27 protein-coding genes and 1 pseudogene are annotated in these 25,506 nt (G+C 54.1%); 14 read left to right on the forward strand and 14 right to left on the reverse strand.

Translation table 11 applies throughout. The features are described 5' to 3' along the window. Positions 1-12: 12 nt before the first annotated feature. Positions 13-894: an NAD(P)H-binding protein gene (locus tag ACEN8E_RS17205; RefSeq protein WP_495589132.1), complete on the forward strand. Its 882-nt coding sequence runs from the start codon at positions 13-15 to the stop codon at positions 892-894. A gap of 54 nt (positions 895-948) precedes the next feature. Here ACEN8E_RS17205 and ACEN8E_RS17210 read toward each other — a convergent pair whose 3' ends face one another. Continuing rightward, positions 949-1,149, reverse strand: coding sequence for a YbdD/YjiX family protein (locus ACEN8E_RS17210; RefSeq protein WP_495589133.1), 201 nt, complete (start codon positions 1,147-1,149; stop codon positions 949-951). A gap of 199 nt (positions 1,150-1,348) precedes the next feature. Here ACEN8E_RS17210 and ahr point away from each other — a divergent pair, with 199 nt between their 5' ends. From ahr to ACEN8E_RS17230, 4 genes are all read left to right on the forward strand, one after another. Beyond that, the gene (gene ahr, locus ACEN8E_RS17215; RefSeq protein ID WP_495589134.1) at positions 1,349-2,380 is read left to right on the forward strand and encodes an NADPH-dependent aldehyde reductase Ahr; all 1,032 of its coding nucleotides are present in this window, start codon (positions 1,349-1,351) and stop codon (positions 2,378-2,380) included. 10 nt (positions 2,381-2,390) lie between these two features. Then, entirely contained in the window at positions 2,391-3,302 is a 912-nt protein-coding gene (locus tag ACEN8E_RS17220; protein WP_495589135.1) for a LysR family transcriptional regulator, read from the forward strand. 137 nt (positions 3,303-3,439) lie between these two features. After that, complete coding sequence (locus ACEN8E_RS17225) at positions 3,440-4,198, forward strand: SDR family oxidoreductase (protein WP_495589136.1); 759 nt, start codon at positions 3,440-3,442, stop codon at positions 4,196-4,198. Positions 4,199-4,242: 44 nt separating this feature from the next. After that, complete coding sequence (locus ACEN8E_RS17230) at positions 4,243-4,644, forward strand: nuclear transport factor 2 family protein (RefSeq protein WP_495589137.1); 402 nt, start codon at positions 4,243-4,245, stop codon at positions 4,642-4,644. Between the two features lie 96 nt (positions 4,645-4,740). Here the strand turns inward: ACEN8E_RS17230 and ACEN8E_RS17235 are convergent, their stop codons facing one another. The 5 genes from ACEN8E_RS17235 to ACEN8E_RS17255 all read right to left on the reverse strand — a co-directional run bounded on the left by ACEN8E_RS17235 (position 4,741) and on the right by ACEN8E_RS17255 (position 9,156). Beyond that, entirely contained in the window at positions 4,741-6,291 is a 1,551-nt protein-coding gene (locus ACEN8E_RS17235; RefSeq protein WP_495589138.1) for an ArnT family glycosyltransferase, read from the reverse strand. 3 nt (positions 6,292-6,294) lie between these two features. Continuing rightward, on the reverse strand, positions 6,295-6,573 hold the full coding sequence (locus ACEN8E_RS17240) for a lipid-A-disaccharide synthase N-terminal domain-containing protein (RefSeq protein ID WP_413426816.1): 279 nt from the start codon (positions 6,571-6,573) through the stop codon (positions 6,295-6,297). Further along, positions 6,570-7,310, reverse strand: a complete 741-nt coding sequence (locus ACEN8E_RS17245; RefSeq protein WP_495589139.1) for a glycosyltransferase family 2 protein — start codon at positions 7,308-7,310, stop codon at positions 6,570-6,572. The genes ACEN8E_RS17240 and ACEN8E_RS17245 overlap by 4 nt, the downstream gene beginning before the upstream one ends. 48 nt (positions 7,311-7,358) lie before the next feature. After that, positions 7,359-8,336, reverse strand: coding sequence for an NAD-dependent epimerase (locus tag ACEN8E_RS17250; RefSeq protein WP_495589140.1), 978 nt, complete (start codon positions 8,334-8,336; stop codon positions 7,359-7,361). A gap of 196 nt (positions 8,337-8,532) precedes the next feature. After that, the gene (locus tag ACEN8E_RS17255) at positions 8,533-9,156 is read right to left on the reverse strand and encodes a cell wall hydrolase (protein ID WP_495589141.1); all 624 of its coding nucleotides are present in this window, start codon (positions 9,154-9,156) and stop codon (positions 8,533-8,535) included. Between the two features lie 300 nt (positions 9,157-9,456). On the opposite strand from ACEN8E_RS17255, the gene ACEN8E_RS17260 reads away from it, so the two are divergent. From ACEN8E_RS17260 to ACEN8E_RS17270, 3 genes are all read left to right on the forward strand, one after another. Beyond that, the gene (locus ACEN8E_RS17260) at positions 9,457-10,005 is read left to right on the forward strand and encodes a hypothetical protein (RefSeq protein WP_495589142.1); all 549 of its coding nucleotides are present in this window, start codon (positions 9,457-9,459) and stop codon (positions 10,003-10,005) included. Positions 10,006-10,889: 884 nt separating this feature from the next. Further along, on the forward strand, positions 10,890-11,402 hold the full coding sequence (locus ACEN8E_RS17265) for an FmdB family zinc ribbon protein (protein WP_495589143.1): 513 nt from the start codon (positions 10,890-10,892) through the stop codon (positions 11,400-11,402). A 27-nt stretch (positions 11,403-11,429) separates the two neighbouring features. Beyond that, positions 11,430-11,759 carry a zinc ribbon domain-containing protein gene (locus ACEN8E_RS17270; protein WP_495589144.1) on the forward strand — a complete coding sequence of 110 codons (330 nt, stop codon included), beginning with the start codon at positions 11,430-11,432 and terminating at the stop codon, positions 11,757-11,759. Positions 11,760-11,924: 165 nt separating this feature from the next. Here the strand turns inward: ACEN8E_RS17270 and ACEN8E_RS17275 are convergent. Next, positions 11,925-12,053, reverse strand: a pseudogene (locus ACEN8E_RS17275) (carbon-nitrogen hydrolase); the annotation flags it as partial. 143 nt (positions 12,054-12,196) lie between these two features. Between ACEN8E_RS17275 and hxsA2 the strand changes: the two are divergent. Genes hxsA2 through hxsC form a run of 4 tightly spaced genes read left to right on the forward strand, consistent with a single transcriptional unit; the run spans position 12,197 to position 15,390 of the window. Next, on the forward strand, positions 12,197-12,481 hold the full coding sequence (hxsA2, locus tag ACEN8E_RS17280) for a His-Xaa-Ser repeat protein HxsA2 (protein ID WP_492642497.1): 285 nt from the start codon (positions 12,197-12,199) through the stop codon (positions 12,479-12,481). Next, complete coding sequence (hxsD, locus tag ACEN8E_RS17285) at positions 12,481-12,783, forward strand: His-Xaa-Ser system protein HxsD (protein WP_495589145.1); 303 nt, start codon at positions 12,481-12,483, stop codon at positions 12,781-12,783. Before hxsA2 ends, hxsD begins: the two co-directional genes overlap by 1 nt. Then, entirely contained in the window at positions 12,776-14,233 is a 1,458-nt protein-coding gene (gene hxsB, locus ACEN8E_RS17290) for a His-Xaa-Ser system radical SAM maturase HxsB (protein ID WP_495589146.1), read from the forward strand. Before hxsD ends, hxsB begins: the two co-directional genes overlap by 8 nt. Continuing rightward, positions 14,227-15,390 carry a His-Xaa-Ser system radical SAM maturase HxsC gene (gene hxsC, locus ACEN8E_RS17295; RefSeq protein WP_495589147.1) on the forward strand — a complete coding sequence of 388 codons (1,164 nt, stop codon included), beginning with the start codon at positions 14,227-14,229 and terminating at the stop codon, positions 15,388-15,390. Before hxsB ends, hxsC begins: the two co-directional genes overlap by 7 nt. A 737-nt stretch (positions 15,391-16,127) precedes the next feature. Here hxsC and ACEN8E_RS17300 read toward each other — a convergent pair. Both ACEN8E_RS17300 and ACEN8E_RS17305 read right to left on the reverse strand, forming a co-directional pair. Beyond that, entirely contained in the window at positions 16,128-16,439 is a 312-nt protein-coding gene (locus ACEN8E_RS17300) for a hypothetical protein (RefSeq protein ID WP_495589148.1), read from the reverse strand. 559 nt (positions 16,440-16,998) lie between these two features. Beyond that, the gene (locus tag ACEN8E_RS17305) at positions 16,999-17,406 is read right to left on the reverse strand and encodes a hypothetical protein (protein WP_495589149.1); all 408 of its coding nucleotides are present in this window, start codon (positions 17,404-17,406) and stop codon (positions 16,999-17,001) included. 579 nt (positions 17,407-17,985) lie between these two features. On the opposite strand from ACEN8E_RS17305, the gene ACEN8E_RS17310 reads away from it, so the two are divergent. After that, entirely contained in the window at positions 17,986-18,870 is an 885-nt protein-coding gene (locus ACEN8E_RS17310; RefSeq protein WP_495589150.1) for a hypothetical protein, read from the forward strand. Positions 18,871-19,431: 561 nt separating this feature from the next. Here ACEN8E_RS17310 and ACEN8E_RS17315 read toward each other — a convergent pair. From ACEN8E_RS17315 to ACEN8E_RS17335, 5 genes are all read right to left on the reverse strand, one after another. Then, positions 19,432-19,707, reverse strand: a complete 276-nt coding sequence (locus ACEN8E_RS17315) for a hypothetical protein (protein WP_495589151.1) — start codon at positions 19,705-19,707, stop codon at positions 19,432-19,434. 686 nt (positions 19,708-20,393) lie between these two features. Continuing rightward, positions 20,394-21,581, reverse strand: coding sequence for an AAA family ATPase (locus ACEN8E_RS17320; protein WP_495589152.1), 1,188 nt, complete (start codon positions 21,579-21,581; stop codon positions 20,394-20,396). Positions 21,582-21,684: 103 nt separating this feature from the next. Continuing rightward, positions 21,685-22,626, reverse strand: coding sequence for a phage NrS-1 polymerase family protein (locus ACEN8E_RS17325; protein WP_495589153.1), 942 nt, complete (start codon positions 22,624-22,626; stop codon positions 21,685-21,687). Continuing rightward, positions 22,623-22,847: a helix-turn-helix transcriptional regulator gene (locus ACEN8E_RS17330; protein ID WP_495589154.1), complete on the reverse strand. Its 225-nt coding sequence runs from the start codon at positions 22,845-22,847 to the stop codon at positions 22,623-22,625. The genes ACEN8E_RS17325 and ACEN8E_RS17330 overlap by 4 nt, the downstream gene beginning before the upstream one ends. Before the next feature lie 285 nt (positions 22,848-23,132). Next, complete coding sequence (locus tag ACEN8E_RS17335; RefSeq protein WP_495589155.1) at positions 23,133-24,341, reverse strand: tyrosine-type recombinase/integrase; 1,209 nt, start codon at positions 24,339-24,341, stop codon at positions 23,133-23,135. Between the two features lie 227 nt (positions 24,342-24,568). Here ACEN8E_RS17335 and ACEN8E_RS17340 point away from each other — a divergent pair, with 227 nt between their 5' ends. Further along, the gene (locus tag ACEN8E_RS17340) at positions 24,569-25,420 is read left to right on the forward strand and encodes a CAP domain-containing protein (RefSeq protein ID WP_495589156.1); all 852 of its coding nucleotides are present in this window, start codon (positions 24,569-24,571) and stop codon (positions 25,418-25,420) included. The last annotated feature ends 86 nt before the right edge of the window (positions 25,421-25,506 follow it).

A 25,506-nucleotide genomic window follows, 5' to 3' on the forward strand; every position in this document is an offset into this window, starting at 1 on the left:
GGAGACTCCACCATGCAGCCACGTACCTACCTCATCACCGGGGCAACCGGTAAAACCGGGGTTCATACCGTCCGTCATCTGCTCAATGAAGGTCATGCGGTGCGCGCCTTCGTGCATCAACTGGACGAACGCAGCACCGCATTGCAGAACGAGGGCGCCGAAATCTTCGTCGGCGACCTGCTGGAGCATGACGACATCTTGCGTGCCATGGAGGGCGTGACCGGTGCTTACCTGTGCTACCCGGTTCGCCCCGGCTACATTCAGGCGACTGCCTACTTTGCCGATGCCGCACGGCGTGCAGGCGTCGAGGTGGTGGTGGAAATGTCGCAGATTTCCGCCCGCGAAGACTCGCTGAGCCATGCCGCCCGCGACCACTGGATCGCCGAGCGCGTACTCGACTGGTCGGGTGTGCCTGTGGTGCACATTCGCCCGACATTCTTTTCCGAATGGCTGATTTTTCCGTGGGTGCTGGATCAGATCGTCAAGGAAAACAAAATAACGCTGCCGTACGGTAACGGACGACACGCACCGATTGCCGCCGAAGACCAGGCCCGTGTGATCGCCAGGCTACTGACCCAGCCGGCCGGCCATATCGGCAAGACCTACCCCCTGTGCGGCCCGGTGGAACTGAGCCATGGGCAAATCGCCGAGGAAATCAGCGCCATCGTCGGCCGTGCCATCACCTACAGTCCGTCGACACTGGAAGAGTATCGCCAGCACCTGCAAACCTACGATCTGCCAGAATTTGTCATCCAGCACTTCCTGGAAGTGGCCGTCGATTACCAGAACGGGATCTTTGCCGGAGTGGATGGCGTGATCGGGCAGATCACCGGTCAAGCGCCGCAAACGGTGGCTGACTTCGTACAGGCCAATCGCCAAATGTTCGAACAGTGACCGTGGCGGGCGTATGCGTCGGTCACTAAAGGCCCGCGCATACACCCAACGCCTTCAGCAGCACCGCGTATTACACTTGCCCCGGCCAAAACGCGCTTCCTGGCGTTCGCGGAAAAACGCCTCATGACTCATCACCGGCTCGCCCGGACGGTTGCGGGCCATTTGCGCCACGTAGTTGTCGTACTCGGGAACGCCGACCATCAAGCGGGCGCTTTGGCCGAGCAATCTGACGACCTGCTGCAATTTGCGGAACATGGCTGATCTCTCTGTGAACGTCGGAGTTGGCCCATGAAACCGCGCTCATGTATCTGCATTGTGTCCACATCAGACGCCTTTGTATTTGCAAGTAGCCAGGGTCGCGCCCGATACAGCGCCGGCAACCCGCTACACTTTCCTCGCTCCGCCGCTGTACCCCAGCGGCCAAAACCCCTGACTTCTGATCTGGAGGTGTCCCATGAGCGACAGCAGCGAACTCACTACCTTTACCGGCTGGGCCGCCACGGCAGCGGGCGCGCCACTGCAACGCTACAGCTACGATCCCGGCCCGTTGGGAAACGATGAGGTGGAAGTCGCCGTGGAATATTGCGGCGTCTGCCACTCCGACCAGTCGCTGATCGACAACGATTGGGGTATCAGCAGCTACCCGTTCATTCCCGGCCACGAGGTCGTCGGCCGTATCGTGCGGCTGGGCGCCCAGGTGCGCGGTCTGGAACCGGGCCAGCGGGTGGGCATCGGTTGGTACAAGGGCAGTTGCATGCATTGCACGTCGTGCATCGAAGGCTCCCATAACCTGTGCAGCACGGTTCAACCGACCATCATTGGCAGCAACGGTGGCTTTGCCGACCGCATTCGCGCGCACTGGGCCTGGGCCCTGCCGATTCCCGACGGGCTCGATCCGGCGCTGGCCGGGCCATTGTTCTGTGCCGGCTCGACCGTGTTCAACCCGCTGCTGGAATTCGGCATCAAGCCCACCGACCGGGTCGGCGTGGTGGGTATCGGCGGCCTCGGCCACCTGGCGCTGCGCTTTCTCAACGCCTGGGGCTGCGACGTCACGGCGTTCACCTCATCGCTGAGCAAGCAGGACGAAGCCAGGCGCCTGGGCGCGCACAAGGTGGTCGCCTCGACCGACACCCATGCACTCAATGCCATTGCCGGCACCCTGGATTTTCTCCTGGTCACCGCCAACGCCAACCTCGACTGGACCGCCATGCTTGCCACCCTGCGCGGCAAGGGTCGCCTGCACTTCGTCGGCGTCGTGCCCGATGCCATTCCGGTGCACGTGTTCAACCTGATTCCCCAGCAAAAGGTCCTGTCCGCCTCACCGGTCGGCTCACCGGCCAACACCGCGACCATGCTGGAATTCTGCGCGCGCCATCAGATCCTGCCACAGGTCGAGATGTTTCCCATGAGCCGGATCAACGAAGCCATCGATCATCTGCGCAGCGGCAAGGCGCGCTACCGGGTGGTGCTGGACGCCAGTCAGTGACCGGTTGCCCATGAAGGACCTTTTTACCTACCGGCTTTTCATCCGGGTGGCGCGGCTGGGCAGTTTCTCGGCCGCCGCCCGGGAAGCCGGTCTTTCACAACCCCAGGTTTCCAGGATCATTGCCGAACTGGAGGCCGATCTCGGCACCCTGTTGCTGGCGCGCTCCACACGCGCCGTCGTACCCACCGAGGCCGGGGCGGACTTTCTGGCGCGCATGGACCCCATCCTCGCGGCGGTCGAAGAAGCCGAGCAAAGCGTACGCGAAGGTGGGGAGTTGCGTGGCATCGTGCGCATCAGCATGCCCACGAGCATCGGTGTGCGGGAAATCATTCCGCGCCTGGCGCCTTTCGTGGCGAAGCACCCCAACCTGCATATTCAGGTCCTGCTCGCCGATCACTGGCAGGACCTGGTGCGTGAAAACATCGATGTGGCGATAAGACTCGGGCGCCTGGTGGACTCCACGGCAACGAGCCGGCAGATCATGACGATTTCCCGATTGATTCTGGCCTCGCCTTCCTACTTGCGCAGGGCCGGCGTACCGCAGACACCGCAAGACCTGCAAGCCCACCGAATCATCGCTGGTCCAGCCTCGACTGTGCCGAGCGGCTGGATGTTCACGCGCGACGCACAGACCCAAACCATTGCGCTGGAGGCGCACTTCTCGACCGACGAAAACGAAGGGGCGGTCGCGGCGGCCACGGCTGGATTGGGAATAACCTCGACGACGGCATGGGCCTGCCGCCGTGAGCTGGAAAGCGGCGAACTGGTCGCCCTGCTCACCGACTGGACGACCGAATCGGTCCCCGTTCACGCCTACTTCCCTCATGGCTCGCGGACCCGCAGTGCCGGTCGTGCCCTGATCGAACACCTTGTCGCCAGCCTGCTTGACGATGCCGGCGGCGCTTATGCATCCGACGCATAGAAGATAGCCCGCCACTGCGTCTACTGCGTTCCCGCCGAAGCTGCCAATTTATCGCCATACCCCGCGACGCAATGGTCGAGTTGATCGACCTGGCAGCGTGGCGGACGCCCTGACTTTTTCGTTCAAGGAAATCCCTCATGCGTATGACTGGCAACACGATCTTCATCACTGGCGGCGGCTCCGGCATTGGCCGCGGTCTGGCAGAAGCCTTCCACAAGCTCGGCAATCAAGTGATCATCTCCGGCAGGCGCAAGGAGCGGCTGCAAGCGACGCTCGACGCCAACCCCGGCATGGCCGCCCTTGAACTCGACATCAACGACACCGCCAGTATCCAGGCGGCAGCCCGGCACCTCATCGCCCATTACCCCGAAGTCAATGTGCTGATCAACAACGCCGGCATCATGCTGCTCGATCATGCCGAAGGTCCGGTGGACGATGAAATGGCACTGTCGACCGTCACCACCAACCTGCTCGGCCCGATCCGCATGACCTCGGCACTGGTCGAGCACCTCAAGGCGCAGCCTGATGCGGTCATCGTCAACGTCTCCTCGGTGCTCGGCTTCGTGCCGATGGCGGTGACGGCGGTCTATTCGGCGACCAAGGCCGCTCTGCACTCCTACACCCTGTCGCAGCGTTACCTGCTGCGCGAACACGGCGTGCAGGTGGTCGAGATCGCGCCGCCCTGGGTACGCACCGAGTTGCTCAACAGCAGCGAGGAAGAGCGCGCCATTCCCCTCGACCAGTTCATTACCGGCGCCATGGCGCAGTTCGAAAGCGGCGTGGACGAAATCCTGGTCGCGCCCGCCGAGGCGATGCGAGCCAATCCGGGCCCGAACGAGCACGCGTGGGTCAATCAGTTCAACGACATGGTTGCCAGCGGACCGGCATTCGGCTGAGACCATTGGCTCCAGATCCACTCACCACTTGCAGGACCCACACCATGAGCACACGCCCCCCCGGCGAGAACAAGGCAATCGTTCTCGAAGGCTTCGAAACCCTGTTCAATCGCAAAGACCTGGCCGCGGCCGAGCACTTCTGGTCGCCCGCCTACATCCAGCACAGTGCCCATGTGCCCTCAGGGCGTGAGGGCCTGTTCAATCTGGTCGCCACAGCGCCACCCGACCTGCGTTACGAATGTCAGCTGGCGGTGGCCGAGGGCGATTTTGTCATGCTGCACGGCCGGTTCTCCGGTCTCGGTCTACCGGTGAACTGGGTAGTGGTCGATATCCTGCGCCTTGAGGATGGCGTGATGGTCGAACATTGGGATGTCATTCAGGACGAGGCTACGCGCGACAGCTCCGCTGGCGGGCATCCCATGTTCGGCGAGCAGTTCCCGGGGTGAAGTAACGCAGAAACAGACGGGTTGCCCTTGCGGTGCAGGCGACCCGACCGTGACGAGCCTGATCAACCGTTGCCCGGTTGGCAGGCTCGTTTTCTGTCAAGGATTGGCCACTTGCGCCGGCACCGCTGGCATATGCGGGTCACTCCAGGTGAACCGATAGGCCTTGCTGGCTTCCTGCGGCACGCATTTGCCGGTGTCGGCATCCGCGCCCACGATCGACCAGTTAGCCCGGGAGTTTTCACCCAGTTCACGGGCCGCTTCGGGTTTGAAGCACTGGTTCAGCACGTCATCCGGTACCAGGGCGTAGGCCTTGGGGTGTTCGCGCAGGTACAGCGCGGCTTTTTCGATGGACGAATAATCCATGCCGAAATGCACGATCGGCTGACGGGCAAACAACCAGTGCCCCTCCTCCCAGTTGACCAGCACCAGATCGGCGCCCTGGGTCATGGTCGCAGCCTGCGTCATGAGCACCTGATCGATGTTGGTGCCTTCCTTGAGCGGTTCGATGAATCCACGGACGAACCACAATACGAACCAGGTCGCCACCAGTGCCGGGAACACCCGGCGCAAACGCGGGTGCCTTTTGAACCAGCGCTTGAGCATCCACGGAATCAACGGCGCGGCGACCAGCACCAGCCCAGGCAGCGCCGGGTAGATGTACAGCTTGCGCTTGCCGCTGCTGATGCAGAAAAACAGCACCACCAGCGCTACCCAACCGAGCAACACCAGGACCCGGCCGTCACGTTTTTGCAACTGACGGCGCCAGGCGGGCACCAGCCATGGCAGCACCAGCACCAGCGGTAGCCAGTACTGCGGAATCACGTTGGTGAAGAAGTACCAGAACGGTTCGCGGTGATGCCACGCGGCGGCATAGCGGCCCGCGGTCTGGTGCAGGAGGATTTCCCGCGCATAGGCAATTTCGTCTTCGCTGCCATTGAAGAGGATGGACAAGGCCAGGGGCAACAGCCAGATCGCAATCGCCGCGAGCATCAGCGCAAACCCCAGCAACCACTTGCGCGCCTCGCCGGGCATGGCCACCACACCGGGCCAGCCTTTGCGCACCGCATAGGCGTAAGGAATCAGCAACAGCGCCGGCAGAAAACCCACGCCCTTGGTGATCACGCCGATGCCCATGGCCGCGCAGCCTACGTAAAACCAGCGCCACGCAGGGCCCAGCAGCAGGTGTCGCGCCAGACCGTACAGGCCCAGGGAGGTGAACAGAATCAGCAAGCTGTCGATCTGACCGGTGCGCAGGATGCTGTAGGTCTGGTACGTCGCCAGGTACAACAGTGCGGCGTTACGCCCGGTACGCTGGGTCCACAGGCGACGGCCCAGGTCATAGACCATCACCGTGACCGTCACGGCCGAAAACAGTCCCGGGATGTAAAGGGCGATGTTCGGTTTGCCGGTCAGCCAGGTGAAGAACGCCACCGTCCACATGAAAATCGGCGGCTTGTCGCCGTAGATCTCGGCGGCCCGGTGCGGGATCAGCCACGAGCCGTTTTGCAGCATTTCCAGTGCGACGCCGAGGAAGCGTTCCTCATCCACATTCTGCGCCTGGCGCAGCCCCATTCCCGCGCCGATCAGCAACAGGGCAAGCAGCATCAGGCCCAGGCATTCGACCCTGGGCGACAACGATCTACGCATGGTTTATTCCTTCACGCTTCTGCTTTTGGCGATCAATTGCAGATTGCGAAAATAGACAATGGAGCCAAACGCCTGCCCGGCAATGAACACCGGGTCCTCGCGATAGATGGCGTAGGCGAGCAGCAAGGTGCTGCCGACGATGCTCAGGTACCAGAAATTGGTCGGGATCACGCTGCGTTTCTTGTACTCGCTGTACAACCACTGCAGGACAAAGCGCCCGGTAAAGGCCACCTGCCCCGCAAAGCCGACGATCAGCCACAGGGTTTCACGAGACAACATCATCCTTCGATCTCCTGGGCAGTGGTGTTCAGCCGCGTACGCTTGATCAGCCACCAGACCCCGAACAGATCGAGAATGCCGACCAGCGCGCGGTCGATGTTGCCGTATTTCGACACCCCGGCCGTGCGCGGCCGGTGGTTGACCGGGTGCACGATCATGCGCCCGTTATGGCGCTGGATCAGCGCCGGAATATAGCGATGCATGTGGTCGAAGTACGGCAGGCGCAGGAACGCCGCGCGCTCGATCAGCTTCAGGCCGCAACCGGTGTCCGGGGTCGAGTCCTTGAGCAGGCGCCGGCGCAGGTTGTTGGCGAAACGCGAGGCGTAGCGTTTGCTCGCGGTGTCGCGGCGATTGACCCGGTGCCCGGCAACCAGCTGCACATCGACCTGGCCCGGTTCGCCGCGCACCAGCGCGAGCATGCCGGGAATGTCCGCCGGGTCGTTCTGGCCGTCGCCGTCGAGGGTCGCCAGCCATTGCCCGCGGGCCTCCCGTGCCGCGTGGTACAGCGAGGTGCTCTGGCCCAACGAGCGCTCGTGATGGAGGATGCGCAGGGTGTTCAGGCCGTCGTGGCGCATCTGCCGCAACTCCTGCAGGGTCGAGTCGGTACTGCCATCGTCGACGACGATGATTTCGTAGGATTCATCGGCCAGCGCCACGCGGATTTCCTCAAGCAAAGGCTTGAGGTTGTTCGCTTCGTTCTTGGCGGGAATCAGTACGGATACAAAAATGTCTTGGCTCATGGAGTCTCTCTCGCCTTTTTGATTTCTTCGAGATCAGAGGCGAACGCTTCAAATCTGATAGAACTGTCGATACCACTTCACAAATTCACCGACGCCGGTCTCGAGCGTCACCTGCGGGCTGAAACCCACCCACTCGGCCAGTGCCGAGACGTCGGCCCAGGTCTTGACCACATCGCCGGCCTGCATTGGCATGTAGTTGCGTCGGGCCTGCAGGCCCAGGGCGGATTCCAGGCAGTCGACGAAATCCAGCAATGCCACCGGCATGCCACGCCCGATATTGAACAGCCGGTTTACCCCGGCGACGGAGCCTTGCGGCACCGGCGGCTTCGGGAGAAGTCGGGCGATACCTTCGACAATGTCGTCGACATAGGTAAAGTCGCGCGACATCTGCCCCTGGTTGTAAATATCGATGGGCAGGTCTTTGAGGATGGCGTCGGTAAACTTGAACAGCGCCATGTCCGGGCGGCCCCATGGACCGTAGACGGTAAAAAACCGCAGGCCGCTGGCTTTCAGGCCATACAGATGGCAGTAGCTTTCGGCCAGCAGTTCATTGGCGCGTTTGCTGGCAGCGTACAGCGAAACGGGATGTTCGACAGGATCCTCGACACTGAACGGCATCTTGCTGTTGGTGCCGTACACCGAACTGCTCGAGGCGTAGATCAGATGCTCGGGCCGATGGTGCCGGCAGGCTTCCAGCACATTGAGAAAACCTACCAGGTTCGATTGCCCATAGACATCCGGGTTGTCCAGCGAGTAGCGCACGCCAGCCTGAGCGGCCAGATGCACCACCTCGGTAAAACGGTGTTCCTGGAACAGGCTCATCAGCGCCGGTTTATCGACGATGTCCATTTTCCGGAAGCGAAAGCCCGGCAAAGCCTCGAGCAATTCGAGGCGTGCGTGCTTGAGTTCCACGTCGTAGTAGTCGTTGAGGTTGTCGATACCGACAACGTCCTGACCCTCACGGCACAAACGCTGGACCGTATGAAAACCGATGAAACCGGCCGCACCGGTGACCAGAACGGTCATTGGGCGCACACCTGCGACTGCGCCGCGATTGGCGCGAGATTACTGTTCCAGACCCTCGACAGCTTCATGTGTAGTTCCTGCATATGGCGTCATTCGCGCAAGGTTACGTTATGAAGCTTATAAAACAGAAACATTTTAGTTTCGATAATTGCGCGCACGACATCAGCAAAAAAACGATATTTGGCCGAAACGACTGCTATTTTTTGGCCGATATGTCATGTGGCTTGTAAAACCGGAACAAGCCGATATCCACGGTCCGGATGTATTCCCTGGCCCAATCCGGGGTGACGGTACGGTCATGGAAATACAGGGCACCCTGCGTGCGATCCGGCAGTTCCTTGTTCAGGGCCTTGCGCGCGATTTCCTTGGCCATCGCGTAAGGCACCTCTTCCTGCACCGAGTCGGATTTGCCGTCACACCACCAGGAGAATTGGCAACTCCTGGTCTCGGAACCCTGCTTGACCACTTTGCATACCGTGTCCGGAAAGCCCTCGTGGCCCAGGCGATTCATGACCACGTTGGCCACCGCCTCCATGTCGGCGGGGTCCTCGCCCTTGGCTTCCCAGTAAATCGAGCGGGCCAGGCAGGTGATCGCATCGTCCAGGGGCGCGGACCCCGCCGGGTCGACGGCCTGGACTTCGGACGGGGTAATGGCTTGCGCCTTGGGTACCGGTGCGGAGTTGTCGTTTTCGGCGGCTTTCTGCTCAAGCACCTCGGCCTTGTTCTCCGCCGCTTGCTGTTTTTGCGCTTGATCCCCGGCGGCTACCGGGTCGGCAAGCAACGTTAGGGCGAGGCAGGAGGCCATCCAGTCGAAGCGCATGATCGGTGTCACTCGGGGGAGTGGTTCGCTTCAGTGTAGTAGTGAAATGATTTCACCCGTGTATGCGGCAATGTAAGCTGTTGATATACAACGAATTAAATTGAATCTTGAAGAGATTTCCCCAGCGCTTCCCCTAGGGCGGGGAAAGTCGAAACGGCAACCTATCCGACGAACGTCATGACCGAATCCGGGCGTAGGGAACCGTTCCGAACGGCTATGCGGTGGTGTAGGCCCAAAAGTACACAACCTGAATATACTTGTTTCGGTATGCCGACCGCCCCTACAACCGGATGACAAACCATGACATTACTGAGTTTCGATTTGAGCGACCGACGCTCCAACTACGAATTGTCAGCGGAAGGCAGCTTTAGACAGTTGACCTTCAAAACAGCCTTGGAATTGAGCAACCCTTTTGAAATTCCTGGGCACGGCATGGTGAGGGAAGGCAGTGTAGCTATCGAATGCGGTGAGCCGTCCGGGCCAATTGGGAATATTCGTTATTTGGATAGCATGGAAACTTACTGCATTAGCACGGTGCTGCCGGTCGAAGTTTTCGATTCATTGCTTAACGCCAATATGGACACCACCGAAATAAGTCTTTGGGTTGATATCGGTGGTAATGCTCTTACCTCACGTACTGCAAAGACGATATGGGAAATAGAACAGTCAAAGCTTCTTCCGATTGAGTCAGTCAGTACTACGGTCAAATCCAAAGAAAAGCTAGAACCGGAACCGCTTCGGCCCGTATTGATATCTGATCCGCAATCCGCCCAACAGTTACGGGCAATTTTGCGGGCAATTGTTATCTTCGGCGTCCTTATTTTGATCACGCTTTTCATACGCCGGTAAGCATGGATTACCCATGTGCCAAGCAATCCGCTGGTTCTGGATACGGTACAGATAGGTATCCGTCTCTATTCGACAAAAAAATCTCCGGTTGGGGCTCAACCTTCCGGGACAAATGGCGCTCTCTTTCTGAATCTTTACGACGCTCGTTTGATTTCGAAGGGTATGAAATCCGGCCCTAGACCGGCCGTAATTGGGTCGAATGCGATGGCGTACAGGCTAGTCAGCGCCTCGGCGATGCCATCGGCCTGTGAGCTGAGCTGCGGCCAAGGAAATTGTGGAAGTCTGCAAAATTGGGCTCTCTTCGTGAAATTCTCCTGCTGTATTGTCCCAGGTCAATGCGAGATCAGCTAAATGAATATAGGCTGACCTCAGCCGGTGCTTATCTGAGGAGGCAATCCCATTTAGTTCTGGCGAGGCTAGGCATCATGAACACCCCTAAAATTCTCTTAGTCTGTTGTGCAGCTCTGATAGCCGGATGCGCAACTACCGAAAAATATGAAGCCAAGCTAGCTTCTTGGGTTGGCTCGCCTGAGGGTGATCTCATACAAAGCTGGGGACCGCCTGAACAAGTCTATGAGACAGGTAGCGGCACAAAATACTTGACCTACTCAAGCTCCCGTCAAGTTTACGTTCCCGGCACACCTCCAACATACACAACAAATTACAACCCCTACACCTACAGTGCGACCACCACAACCTCAGGAGGCACCCCAGCACAAACTTATAGCATGGGATGCCAAACAACCTTTGAGGTTTCCAACGGAACAATTTCCCGCTGGAGCTGGAAGGGAAACGATTGCAGATCAGATTAATTGCCACGCATAACAATGCGTATATGGACCTCTTCAAAAAGCGGTGAGTAATGCTTCATCGAGGTGACAATAATGTCTAGTGAAAGTCTTTATAAAAAATGCAAGTCTTGTGGCAAGACGATCTCAAAGGTCGCAACAAAATGCCCTGACTGCGGAAAAAAAGTGAAAAAAATCAGTGCGATTCAATGGATCGGAATTATTTTTGGCGCATTAATTCTCATTGGGGCAATAAACTCACCAACCAAACCAAAGCCTCAAGAAGAAGTCGAAAGCCCAGCAACCATGAAAAAGAAACTATCCAACGAATTAAGTCTAGAGTACACATGGGGAAAAAGTCTCGGCTCGATCATGGAGGCGGATTTTATAATAAAAAACAATAGCGCCATAGACATAAAAGATATCGAGATACAGTGCGACCACTTTGCAAAAAGTAAAACGAAAATCGACTCAAACAACAGAACTATATATGAAGTAATAAAAGCAAAATCGAAAGGTCGTTATTTGAAATTCAACATGGGATTCATTCACAGCCAAGCGAATTCATCCTCATGCTTTATTAAAGATTTTTCCATAGCAAGCCAATAAAATACCTGTCTACGTAAGGAAAGTAAAATGGCACTTATAACCTGCCCAGAATGTTCTGCCGAAGTTAGCGATACTGCTCTTAACTGTGCAAAGTGCGGGGCTCAATTAAGAAAGCCCAAAAGAGGCTTTTTTGGAAAGCTCATAAAGTACACTTTTGTGCTATTCAATATCCTCATGGGATGGTGGCTTATTGCCGGCATGCGAGTCGCAACGACTGTTGTAGATTCAGCCGCTTCCGGTGCAGAACACGCTGGAGCCGCTATAGGCACAGGTCTTGGATTTTTCATGATTATTGGCCTTTGGGTTTTTGGTGACATCATTCTTGGCTTATTTGTATTGCTTACTCGGCCAAAATAAATGGTTACCAGAAAAATCGATCAGTATCTCTCACTTGGACGCTAGCGAATAACTGCTTAGGGTCGTTTTCAGCCGGTCGTGATAGGCAAAAATCGGCCAAAAGCAGCCTATTGAACAAATAGGGGGCGGATCTATTTTTCCGTCACCTTTTGGAAAATTAATCCCCCTTTTTTCTTCCCGCCAGTTGACCGGCAAGCAGAGCAAATCAGCACCAACCAGCGCCGGAAGTCGCACCCACTCAGGAAACTCTTTGCGGTACACGGCGCGCAAGCCTTGAGCATCGATCATTGCCGCGCCCTTAAATCTCCGATACGGAAAAGCGTGGCGTCTGTCGGGTTATGGGAGAGTAAAAGGCCACCAGTCGATTTCACATTGACATCATGGATATGCGTCAGCGAGACTCCCTAAAACCACAAACAATATAGGGTAATTCTGCGATGAAAAAACGCTCCTTTCTGGTACCAATGGCCACTTTGGCCGCAGCCATAGCTACAGAGCAGGCTTCCGCTATAACTTCTCATGAAGTCGTCGAGCCCACCACAGAAGCCAAGAACACATTTCAAGCGGAAGCTCAAAACGAGAACCTTTCTGTTCGCGGCGGCAATGATCTGTTCGCCTTCATTCTCAAGCGAGGGGATCAGGGGCAACTGATGGCTTACCACAGTTCCCATAGCTCCCACTCTTCGCACAGCTCCCATAGCTCCCACTATTCGGGTCGATAATGGCTTGCTTTCATACGCTCGTCTTTGATGAACGGCTTTATGACGCCCAGGTGTTGCAGAAAGCTGCTTATCGATCGATCAACACCCTCACGGTCGATATCACCTCCGAAGAGGGACGGTTTATCTGTGTCTTGTCATTGAATATCGGCTTGGACGAGCCGGCCTTTCTGTCTGCCATCCAAGAGTTCAAAAAAGATGTGCTCGATTATCAGCTGCGCCACCGATTGGCAGTTGAAACGCAGCCTATCAAGAACCTGATCCTCGGACTGGCCTTTTCAAAAACCGGGCTGATCAGTGAGTAAATTTCAAAAGCTGGAGTTCTACGCGCAGCAACGTCCCTATGAGCTGCTGCCCTTTAAGTTCGACCGCCTGAATGACGACGAGTACGTCATCACTAACATGGCAGGCGAATTTCTTGTCATACCGGTGCCGATGCTTGAACCGATCATTAGCAAGACGCTTCCGCTCTCATCAGAGCTGATCCCTACGCTTCGATCCAAACAGTTCATTCGCTTCACCAACGAGCAAGCGCCACTTCAGCTTCTGGCACTCAAGATCCGCACGCGATTGTCTAGGCTGGCCGAGTTCACCAATCTGCATATCTTTGTAGTGACTCTTCGGTGCGACCATAGCTGCCCTTATTGCCAGGTTTCAAGGCAGTCGGAGAGCAAAGGCGAATTTGACATGACCACAGAGATGGCAGACAAGTCGCTGGACTTCGTCTTTAGGTCTCCCAATTCAGCCATCAAAATTGAGTTTCAGGGTGGTGAGCCGCTGCTGAACTTCGAGATGGTGAGGTATGTTGTTCTTGAGGCAAAAAAACGTAACGTCAAGGAAGGACGTGACTTACAGTTCGTGATTGCGACCACGCTTTCACTACTGACTGATGACGTGCTCGACTTCTGTAAGCAGCACAACATTGTGCTTTCATCTTCGCTTGACGGGCCATTGGATCTGCATAATGCAAATCGCCCACGACCAGGCCGAGATAGTCATCAGCGTTTCGAAGAAGGTTTGCAGAAAGCCCGTGCAGCCCTCGGCTATGACCAAGTGTCAGCCCTGATGACAACCACAGACAAGAGCCTGCCACGAGCGCGGGACATCATTGATGAATACCTGCGCCTAGGCTTTGATGGCATCTTCCTCCGCACGCTCTCCCCCTACGGCTTTGCGATCAAGACCAAAAAATTCATGTCATATGACACGGAGCGCTGGCTTGAGTTTTATAAGGAAGGTCTTCAGTACATCATTGAACTAAACAAATCCGGCATCCGATTTGTAGAGCAGTATTCTTCGCTCGTGCTGACAAAAATGCTGACTTCAGGGGAACCTGGGTTTGTTGATTTAATGAACCCTGCCGGTGCTGGTATCGCAGCCATCGTGTTCAACTACGACGGATCGGTCTACGCCTCAGATGAAAGTCGTATGCTTGCCGAAATGGGTGATCATACGTTCCGTCTGGGCAACATTCTTGAGCATTCGTATGAGGAGATTATCCTCTCTGATCAGCTTCTGGATGCACTTGAAAACTCTTTCACCTTAAGCGCTCCAATGTGCTCTGACTGTGCATTCGAACCTTACTGTGGAGCTGAGCCCGTCTACCATCACGCCATTCACAAAGACGTGGTAGCAAGAAAGCCAGAGTCCTCCTTCTGCAAGCGAAATATGGCGATTTTCAAGCATCTCATTGAGCTGATGGGAAGTGACGAGCAAACAAAACGGATTTTTATGGGTTGGGCCAACCGATGCTAAAACTCGGCGGAAAGATTATCCGTATCCATGCGGTTAATGTTCATAGGGACCTCACTCTGCTCAAGGTGTCGACCAGTCGGAATCTGCCTGAAGTCTTGCGACGGGAAATGGCTTATTTGGTTTCCGATCAGCAGATCCCCCGAGGATTCGCCCACTATCTTCTGCTTGATAAACATCGGCTGCTTGTTGAGATACTGCCTTCCGACTCTGACTACTCGATCCTTCCGAATGACTACAGCTATATCGGTAATGGTGACGTTATCCGGCTTTCAGCAGATCGTCAGAGCATTAGCGTGCTGTTTCGAGCATCGTCACCTCACAACAGCATCCTGGTTACCGAGCAGTGTAATCATTACTGCCTTATGTGTTCGCAACCGCCTAAGGCTGTTGATGACTCTTGGATACTTGACGAAATCGAGAGCCTGATCCCCCTCATTCCAAAAGATACCCGCGAATTGGGGTTTACTGGCGGCGAGCCTACGACCAATCGGGAACGCTTCCTTAAGATCATTAGCCTGACAAAAAGCTATCTGCCAAGAACCGCAATCCACATTCTCTCGAACGGACGCAGCTTCAAAGATCCGGCGTTCGCTGAAAAGTATGCGCGGATTGAATTGCCCGACGCGATGATCGGCATTCCTCTCTATTCAGACGATCCGACACTGCATGACTACATCGTCCAGGCCCAAGGCGCATTCGATGAAACCATTCAGGGCATTCTCAATCTGAAGCGTTTGGGTCAGAAGGTTGAGATCCGAGTCGTCATTCACAAGCTATCGGTGCAGCGCCTTACTGAACTGTGTGAGTTCATCGCACGCAATCTGCTGTTTGTTGACCATGTGGCGCTGATGGGCCTTGAGATGATGGGCTTCACCCGGGCCAATCTCGATGAGCTATGGATCGACCCAATCGAATACAAAGACATTCTCAGCAAGTCAGTTGGCATTCTTGCCAAGTACGGCATGAATATCTCGGTTTACAACCATCAGCTTTGCTTGGTGAATCCGGACATTCAACCCTACTACCGCAAATCAATCAGCGACTGGAAGAACGAGTACGCGCCTGAATGCCAAAGCTGTACAAAACAGCGAGAATGCGGAGGTTTTTTCGCATCAGGCGTTAAATTCGGCTACAGCAAGAACCTAGTCCCATTCTAACCTCGGCATCAAAACAGTGAGCGCATAGCGCCCCGATGCATGTCCGCCATGGGTCCAGGCCGTGTGAAAACGTTTTAGAGCAGGTTTGACAGTCAGGACTGGAACGAAAATCGCGTTCCTACGCAATTTTCCGGTCTGCTGGTTAACCAAACGCTGGCAGATTTTACGTAGCAACGCAGACTTCAAAACGGCGCATGCGTTTTCACACAGCCTGGGTCGTTTTCTGCCTCTCGCAAAGGGCAGTAAACGGCCAAAAGCAGCCTGTCGGTTCGGTCCGATAAACTCCTAGAGATATTTGCTTTTTCCTGCAAGACCGATGCGCATGAGTAAGGCGGACAATATGATGGCAAATGAGAGACAAATTACACGAAACATTAAAAACCGATTATGGAATCGGCTTGAAGTTAAATGTATAAGCTTTGAAGGAAGAACCTACTGCGGAAAATTTATTGGCCGCTGAGTGGAGTCCATTGTGCTTTTCGGAGGTGGAAACGCTGTCCTAGCCGCCGTACTTTGATTAATTGCTGCCAGTCACGATATAAAATACTCTGCGTTCTCGGCAATGGATTGGACTAACTAACCATTAAGCTTTTAAGACCAAGACTTGCAGCGGCTACCCATTCCACTTGTACCAATCTCGTACCGTTCAGTTCTTTCAAGCGTCGTTTTTTGTAATGGATGTTTAACTACCCGACTAGTAACTTCAGGATGTGCAGAAATTCAGAATTATAATATATTTATTCACGATAAAACTCCCCTTTCATAGTTTTATCGGTCATAAAACGGGCGATTTCATCAGCTTGTGCTACAAGATCTTCCATTGCATCCAAACCTTTGTACTTGGCACCTTGAGCTAGCAGTCCCTGGAGAGCGGAGGCTGAATACGCAACCATCAGTTCAGCTCTACGGGAATCTTTGCGTAACAGAAGGGCGGACTCCATGTACGTTACCATTTTACGATCCATAGCCGTACGCTCAAGCATTACAATGAGTTCTGCATAGCTCATAGGTTGCTTGGTGACGGGATGGATATATTGGGGATTCTTCATGGCTAGGGGAGTTTTTCAATGATCTGTAAATTAGGCTATCGCAGTATAGCACATCGGAGCCTATAGAGCCGAGCGCAACACGCTTACTCAATAAAAGTGCACGAGATCAACTCCTATGCCGTACGAAATAGCTACAACGCTGCCGGTTCGTTAGACGGGCGTATCGCTCTAAAAATCTCGAGCACGTCCTAAGTTATGCGACGACTCACTTTGGCCATGAGGTAAAGATATTGCGATATCGTTTAAGCCTTTCGCATGCGCTCAATGACCAGAGAAATGAAATGCGATAGATGTGGCATATGAGAAGAAGTGATATTAATCCGATGTGCTCGCGTCCTTCTCAGGGTATGTAGCCGCAGCGAGGCTGCGCGAACGAGTTTGTACCTGCCACGACTGGCCGGAAAGGGTCGGTTTCAGCCGGTCGTGGCAGGCAGAAACCGGCCAAAAGCAGCCAGCCTAATGCCCCTAGCAAACCAGACCGACTTGCCTCTGATTTCCTATCAACCTACTGCGGATTCAGCAGAAAACGGAATTGCCCCTGGCGCCATTTCGTTTGGGTTCATATGGCTGTCGGCGAGATGTCCATGCTCATCGAGGTATCGATGGAGATTCTGTAACGCTTCGTTTTGCCGCTTTCAATGACGACTTCCCGTTCTTTGAGACCCGAGTAGCAGGCAGCGTTGCCTTCTGCCGCGAGGATAAACCCGCCGGCGGGAACGTGGAATGTGGCGGTTTCGCCGGGTCCGATTAGTACCACCAATCGACCGTCGATCAGTACTCTTGTATTGCAGGCACTGCCAATAAAACCGGTGTCACGGGTTATCACTAGGCGCGCAGGGCCGTCCGACTCGGCTTGGTAGCCATATAGCCTATTGCTGGGGACTGGGTCGGCCTTCTCGGCCGTTATGGGTGAGGTAGCGCAACCGAACAATATCAGCAGTACAGCTCCTCCTATGAGGTTCTTCATGGTCCCCTCCTTTCAAATCGTGTTGTGGATTGTATCGCCGGCTTGCTAAGCACTGGACTTTACCAGCGCTTGCGCTCGCCCTGAATACCGCTCCTCAATCTTAACTGGCAGAGAGCGGCCCGTAGCTGCTTGCTGGGACCGCCTGAGCCGCCCATAGCTGCCGCTTTAATCTGTCGACGGAACCCAGGGAGATTCAGTCTGCCCAGGTTATGGCCAGAAACGTCGGATGCTTTGGTGTCCGATGCTTTCAGAATGCCGCAGTACCGAGGGTGCCGCTCAGCAGACATCACTCAAAGGTACTCGAGAATTTCAGCTGTAGATGTAGCACGTGGTTGATCAGCTGTAGATGTTTTCGGATACGCGCCAACAATGTGGAGTGGTTTGATGCCTGCCTTTACAAGTGCTAGCCTCAACCCGGTCATAACATCGTGCACCAAAAGAATTCCCTCCGCAGCAGTATCAGTGCAGAGCCACGCCACTAATTTCTGCACAAATTTTGCATCCTGGTAAATAAGCACAAATACTGGCCAAAGCTTCATCCACCGACAGCCAGGCTTCTACAGAAAAGGAGCTAATTACATGACTTTTAAGAACCCAGCGTTAACCTCGCTTGCTTTCGCGACTTTGATTTCAAGCGGCACAGCACTTTCAGATGTACTGCCCTGCGGACCGCAAAGCCAAAAAACAGGCCAAACATATAAAGTGAGCGGCTCCGAAATTTACTTAATGTCAGCACCTGGTGGAAAAGGCAAGAAACTGGTGAACGAAAAGTCAACTGCCGCGCTAGGCTCAACTCAATATCTAACAATAGATAACTCAACAACCATCAAAGAAGAATGTAGCGATTCGGGCTGGTCTAAAATCGGTGTCATTGACCCGGAGTGGTTAAAAGACTCTCATATCGGCTGGATCCCTAGCAAAGCACTGCGCGGCCAAAAAAAGAACGCCGCTGGCGAAGAAGAATTTACAGAGGAAGATTTTTCCTGGAATAAAAAGACAGCCAAATACAAAGAAATAATAATTACAGGGGTCAACAAGATCCACAAAGAAAACAAAAATTGCAAAGAAATATCCCCGTCCTCAGCCGACATATCATCAAGCAAAGGATCCACCAAAGACCCAGTTTTTTATGTGACTTGCGGCAAGGATGCAAATACATTCAATGCATTCTTTTCAAAATCAGACGTTGAAAAGGGTAACAACCTATCTGCAACCAAGCACGTGGACAAAAATTTTGCAACGCAACAGTGCGAAGAATATGCAAGAAAAAATGCAACCCACCCAAGCACAGTAGAATTTTCGAGATTCTTGGATTTGGCAATTACAGAGCATCCGAATGGAAATACTACAGTCACCTCGTCCTTCACAGCTAAAAACAACTTCAATTTAGAGCTGAAATACAATATTCGCTGCTTATCAAATGCCGCTGGGCTGTTCGAAGCGACTATTAACGAGGCCAAATAGGTATAACAAGCCGAACCAACTGACACTGCCGAGTGTGCATTTAAACGATCGCCGAGGAGAGAGCGTCCACAAATCGCTATCGGCAGCAACCGACCAAAGCAGATGCGACGCCATCGCTAAGCGCCTTTATTGCGGCCGTTATATAGCCTTGAGTAGCGGTCGGGAATTTCGACGCGTCGCCAAGGTAGCTTTGCGACCTGCATTGGTCGAAGCCAGGTCCAGAAACCGAGTTGTGTTCAGGTTACCTACAAGAAATTTAGCCATGATTGTGTACCCTTGATTGATGCTTACCGGACGTAAGTTTGATTTGTTGTGCTATAGCTGCTCGTTCCCATTCATCATCGCTACCGAAATCAGTTACGACCATTACACAGCATGGGCCTATCTGATTCGTCCGTGATTGCTTAACCATTCCGAAATAAGCCGACCGTAACAGTTCGTTTGTACCGGCCCGGATAACGACAACATGCGACACTTGCGAGCTTAAAGGGATGGCCGCTAACTCTGACTCTTGGTGTTTCTTCTGTTCTAATCGTCGAATTCGGTTTAGATATCCGATCATTAGTCCTTACCCTCCAGTCTATCAAGCCGCTTTTCGATTTCGCTTTGCTGCAAAATCCGACTAAGAATAGAAAGTAAGTTTCCGAGCTTACTTGCGTCATCGACTGGAATTGTTTTGCGACGCGCCATCCGATAGAGCCGACCGATTTCCTTTGCTACATCGTCAGAGTTACGAAGCCGTGCGCGATAATGCGGCAAGTCTTCGTTGTCGTTATCCAATTCAGGTTCCGGCGCTTTAGTTTCGGACGGCCAGCCGTTATGGGTTGCGGAATTCATTCGATAAGCCCCAAGAAAGTTACAAGTTCGGCGTAATCTCATTAAAGGCCGCTATTTAAGTTTGCGCAATGGCTTTTGTATTTTTTCACCTACTTGTTTGGGTTTGCGAGTGGCGAATTTGCAAAAGTAAGTGATCGGATAAGTTATCGGATAAATATTAGGTATATTCATTCTATGTGACCCTAAATGTCCACAGAGTTAGGTTTTATTTTGTGTGGCAGCCTTAACTTCATGAAGCCGCCTGTAGTGCGCTTCTGAGCGTTAAAACAACTTAGCAGTAGGCTGGCCAGGGTTAATCCCTGACAGCGCACTTGGCGGCGTTTCCGGTGCCTTGATGGGCCGACTGAATCGACAGGGAGGGGGGAGGTAGTTGCTTTTACCAATCAAACTACCCCTGTAGACATACAGGGTAAGCCGACAACCTATCCGAGCGATTTCGATAAGCGTTCCGATGAAAGAATTAAACCTACCCCTGTGGAAATTTAGGGTCATCGTTAATCGTATCATCGGATTTAATCACCGCATTTAATCGCCGCATTCATCGGCCGTCGTTTGCACTTTACCCTGCGTTTACGCCTTGCGCTTCGCTTCCCCCATACCCCCTAAGTGCGGGAGTAAACGCACTTGGGTGTGGGTGTTGCGCTTAAGTGCGCTTAGGTAGGTGACGCGCACCGAAGCGCAAAGCGCTACCGGCCCAAAAGATGATTCGGTACATAGGTTTTTACCGGCTTTCGATAGTTATCAAAATGCGACGATTCGCCTAGCTTTCCGGTCGATACCAACTTGTCAACCGCCCGCGTAAACTGGTCGCGTATTGGTTTATTACTATTACTGGGATACCTGTCGGGGAATAGCCTACTCATTTTCTGAAATGCAGAATTGTTACCGGTCAACGCCTGTACGAAGTAGTTTTTAGGGGTATTATATAGCGCCTGAACATCCGCGAAAAGCTGTTCGGTATATTCGTTAAATTGTTGTTCGTCCTGTTCTGTGCGCTGTTTCGACGTAAACCGGCGTAACGAACCGTCGTCATTGCGACGAAACACCAGTTCCGGCGCTTGCCTGCTATACGAATGCTTTTCGTGTCGAAAGTGGATAATGCCGCCGCTTTCTTTATCTTTATCTTCAATCCACATAAAGATTCGGGAGCGCACGCGGTTATGCCATGCCGTCGAACCGAAATACGTTTTCGTGCCGCCCTTGTTAGCGGCATCCGAATTGACGTGCGCAAGCAAAACGATGGCGCATCCGTTGTTGCGTGCGACATTGCGAAGTTCGGTAATAAATTTCGACACTTCACCCATGTCGTTATGGTCGCCGTTAAATACGGTCGTCGCATTGTCGATAAAGACCAGTTTTGCGCCCCAATCGGAAATAACTTGCGACAATGCGGCGAAGTTTCCGCCCGCGCCCCACTGGTTAACGTTTAATATCGGGTCTTCACAAGCGTCAATAATTAGCAAGTTCGCATCAAGTAGCGGCATATTATCCAGACCTTCCGCTTTGCAAAATGCGTCAACGCGGCGGTTGCATTCGTCTTCGTCGTCTTCGGCAGTAAAGAATATGACCGGCCCTTGTGAGTTCCGAATGCCGTAGAATTTTATGCCTAGCGTGAACGTAACCGCCCACGCCAGCGAAATCATTGATTTACCAATGCCGCCATCCGCCGCCAGTAACGTTACTTCACCGATAGGGGCTAGAAATTCCGTAGCAAACTTGCGAGGCGGCTTCTCCTTAGTGACGGCCAATCTTTCGCTAAACCGCTTCCAAGATGTTTGACTGTTTTTTGCAATCTCTATAAATTCCCAATCTGCAAGCGCCCGGCTTGTTGGATCAAAATCAAATGCGTTAAACGGCGGTTCTAGCATTGCCATACTAAAATGCTCCACCAAATGTTGATGTTTAGTGGAAACGGTCTAACCTTGTAGGGGATGCGACCCGGAACCCATTGACTTACCACGTAGTACGGCGGCTTATTCAGCCGCCGCTTTTTTTCAAATTCCGAGCATACTCAACCCATAGCCGACGATTCTCTTCGTAATCTATACGAGGCCGATTCCGCTCCACGCACTCTATTGCGTCCGTAATCATCGGCTCTATGTAATCGTCTCGCCTTGCCTTCTCCCGCTGGCCTAGTGCCGAACAGTTGAATAGCCGTCGCACTTGCGACCGGTTTTGCGTGTAGAAAGCAAGCATATTTATTAATGCGAAATCGGCTTCCGAAGGCGACTTTCCATGGTTGGGACGGCCGTACTTTTCGGTGAAGTATTTGTCCCATTCGCCGCGCCAAAGTGTTTGAAACCTCTCGCCGCTGCCGTTTTTGGCAGTCCATGCGGTAGACATTACTTTGTCATCCGACTTAGTTTGCGGCCTGTTAATTGTGTGATCCCTACCGCTAGCTTTGTTTCCGCCCAGCCACACGAACAAATCGTTAATGCGGTCTTGTCTGTATTCAATTGCAGGATTTGTTCCGGCCATTGTATTTCCGGTCATCGTCATATAACGATATTTTGGATACAGTTCAATCGTGCCGACTCTACGACCATTCCGCACAGTACCTCTAGCGATGATATGCGCGCCTTTACCGGACGGCGACCACTCTGTATACGAATCAAATATGCGGCAAATCTCTATATAAGTTTCTATGATTTCCGGATTGCCTTCCGGGTCGTCAAGGTCAACGAATGCGTAGGGGTCGCCAGCCGTTAACACGAAGCCGATGCCATCATTCGGGAACAATTGCGCGTCGTAAGCGGCGACAGCGGTACTGAAATCGGCCCAAGTAGTGGACTCGGTAACGTTGGCGTTTTGCCCAGTCTTCGGGTCAATCGGCACCTTTTTGCCTTGGCGGAACTCCCAGTTCACCCATTGCCGCAGCGCCTTAAGTTCGGACGGGATGTTTTCGATATTTATATTCATGCGGCCGCCTGTTGACGTTGTTCTTCTAACTGCTTGACCAAAGCCGACAACTTTTCCTCGCTATCGCCGCGAATCAATGCGGCGTTCATTGCGTAAACTTCGCTTTCCGGCCATGCGGAGAAACGCTCGCCAAACGTTATGGGTTTCGGGAATAAACCGGCGCGAATGCGTTTATAAATTGTGCATTTACCCATCCCGGTTGCGGTAATTACTTCGGGCATACGAATAAGTCGTTGCATGAGAATAAACTCTGTTAGTTGATAGAAGAGTTTTTACGGTGATCCCGACAACCCTTTTATGTCAACAACTTTTTTCATGCAACTTTCACCGGGCAAGCTAACTAACTTCGGATAAGTTACCGGATAACTAATTGAATATATAAGTGAACACTAAGGCCTTTCATGCCCACAGGTGTAAGGGGCTTGTGATGCTTACTGGCTGGGGTAGCCTAGGGTAAGGCTCTAAAGCGGCTGCGCGGGCCATTGGCGGCCCGCTGGCGGGGGTTCTTATTGCGCGGCAGTGAGGTAATTAGCCCAGTCCTGCATGATCTCGCGGCGTTTCTCCAAAAGATTCGAACGGAAGTACGCCGCTTCGGTTTTATCTTTCAAACTGTGAGCAAGACAGAACTCTATCGCTTGCCGGTCGTAATGCTTTGGCGAATTACCGGCCCAATCACGAAACGCACTTCGCGCTGTACCGTGAACAGTTGCCGGAACTTTCATGCGCCGGAAGACAGCTAACATAGTGCCGTCACCAATCGGTTTAATTGGGCGGTCCCTGCCGACGAATACAATGGAATCGTCGAGGCTGCGAAGTTGATTCAGAATATCGGTTGCTGCATCGGATAACGGCACCGCATGTTCCCGACCGGCTTTCATTCGGGAGACTGGAACCGTCCAAACGTCGCCGTCGATTTCCTCCCAACGTGCGCCAATGACTTCGCCGGTACGGCCAGCGGTCAGGATGGCGAATTGCAGCGCCATTGGCCCAATGCCTTTAAGGCTTCGCAACTGGGAAAAGAACGACGGCATATCCCGGTAATCAATCGCCGCATGGTGTCGTGTTTCCGTTACCTGTATCGAATCTAGGTGCCATTCCATAATCGACCAGCGCGCCGGGTTATCGCCTTCCCGGTATTCCTTGGCGATTGCGTAGTCAAAGACGACCGAAATTCGGGTGAGTATGCGACGGGCGGTTTCGTTGGAGCGCTTCCAAATGCCGCTTGTACTCAATGACGCGGCAATCTGTTTCGACGCGATAACGGCAACGTCTAGCGATCCCAAATGCGGGAATACGTGAAGCTCAAGCGACGCTATCCACTGCTTTCGGTGTCTTTCGTTTTTCCAACCGTCTTTGCGAAGGGCGTAATACTCACGAGCCGCCTGTTCGAACGACCGGGCGTTACCTTCCGGCAAGTCGGCAACCCGACCGGCCTTGCGTGCGCGCTCGTTACGAAAGTGGGCTACCGGGTCGATACCTTCGGCCAGTAATCCCCGCGCCTTGTCGGCTTTCGTCTTGGCTTCGGCGAGCTTCACCTTGCCAACCGAACCTAGACCGATTTCCTTTTGCTTACCGCCGAAGCTGTACCGAAAAAGCCAGCTTTTCGAACCGCCAGCGGCTACCGACAGAAACAGGCTATCGGCGCACTTGTACCGACCGGGTTCGGTCGTCGAATCGACTTGTCTTGCGGTTAGGTATCCGCTGATTTTTCCCATAATTTACCCCTTAAAATTCGGGATTCGATGGGAACGACGATACACTTACAGACACGACTATTCAACTGAAAGCCCCGTATTTAAAGGCTTTCAGCTACGTAGCGAAATCACGGCAAACCTTAGTACGGCGGAGATTTCACCCGCCCCACTACACTCTGGATAAATCCGTTGCCCTGGATGGGGCAACTTCGCGCATCATGGGCGCAAACTGCTCAAGGGGGATTTTCATGGGTTTCATCTCATCCGCAATGCGCTTGGCCGGTCTGTCACTGGGCCTGGTATTGGCCGCCAACGCCTCGGCAACAGACGAATCGCAATTGATCGAATCGATCAACGTCTACCGCAGCCAGCTGCAACGCTGTTCCGGCCAGGTCTCCTCCGAGCTGCCGCCACTGTCGGCCGACCCGCGCCTGGTGCTGACCGCCCCGAGCATCGGCAATCTGCAGCAGGCCATGGCCACCGCGGGTTATCCCATGAAGAATGTGCAGGTCATCAGCCTGTCCGGGCCTCGCGATGCGGCCTCGGCGATGAAGGCGATCCAGGAGAGTTTTTGCCAGATCGTCCTCGACCCGCAATTCGTCGATGTCGGCGTCAGCCGCCAGGACCGCGAATGGCGCATTGTGGTCGCACGGCCGTTGTTGAGCGCACGCCTGGGCGACGCGCAGGCCGAAGGCCAGAAGCTGCTGACCGAAGTCAACGCAGCACGCACCCGGCCACGCCAGTGCGGCCCGCAATCCTTTGCCGCCGCGCCAGCGCTGGCCTGGAACGCCACACTCGCCAGCGCCGCCGAAGGCAACTCGCGCTCCATGGCCAACAACAACTACTTCGACCACAAGGACCGCGACGGCCGCACCCCGGGTGACCGCGCGGAACTGGCCGGCTACGGCTACCAGCAGATCGGCGAAAACATCGCCGCCGGGCAAGACACGCCACACAAAGTGGTCGAAGGCTGGCTGGCCAGCCCCGGGCATTGCGCCAACCTGATGAACCCGCAGTTCCGCGAACTGGGCGCCGCTTACGCGACCGACCCGAAGAGCGATGCGGGGATTTACTGGACGGCGATGTTTGGGGCGCAGTAATGACAAGACTCCGAGTGTGTCGCGGACGGGCCATCCAACGGGACACCTGTAGGCGCGAGCTTGCTCGCGATGGACGTCAACGATGA

The sequence above is a fragment of the Pseudomonas sp. Pseusp9 genome, assembly GCF_059491265.1.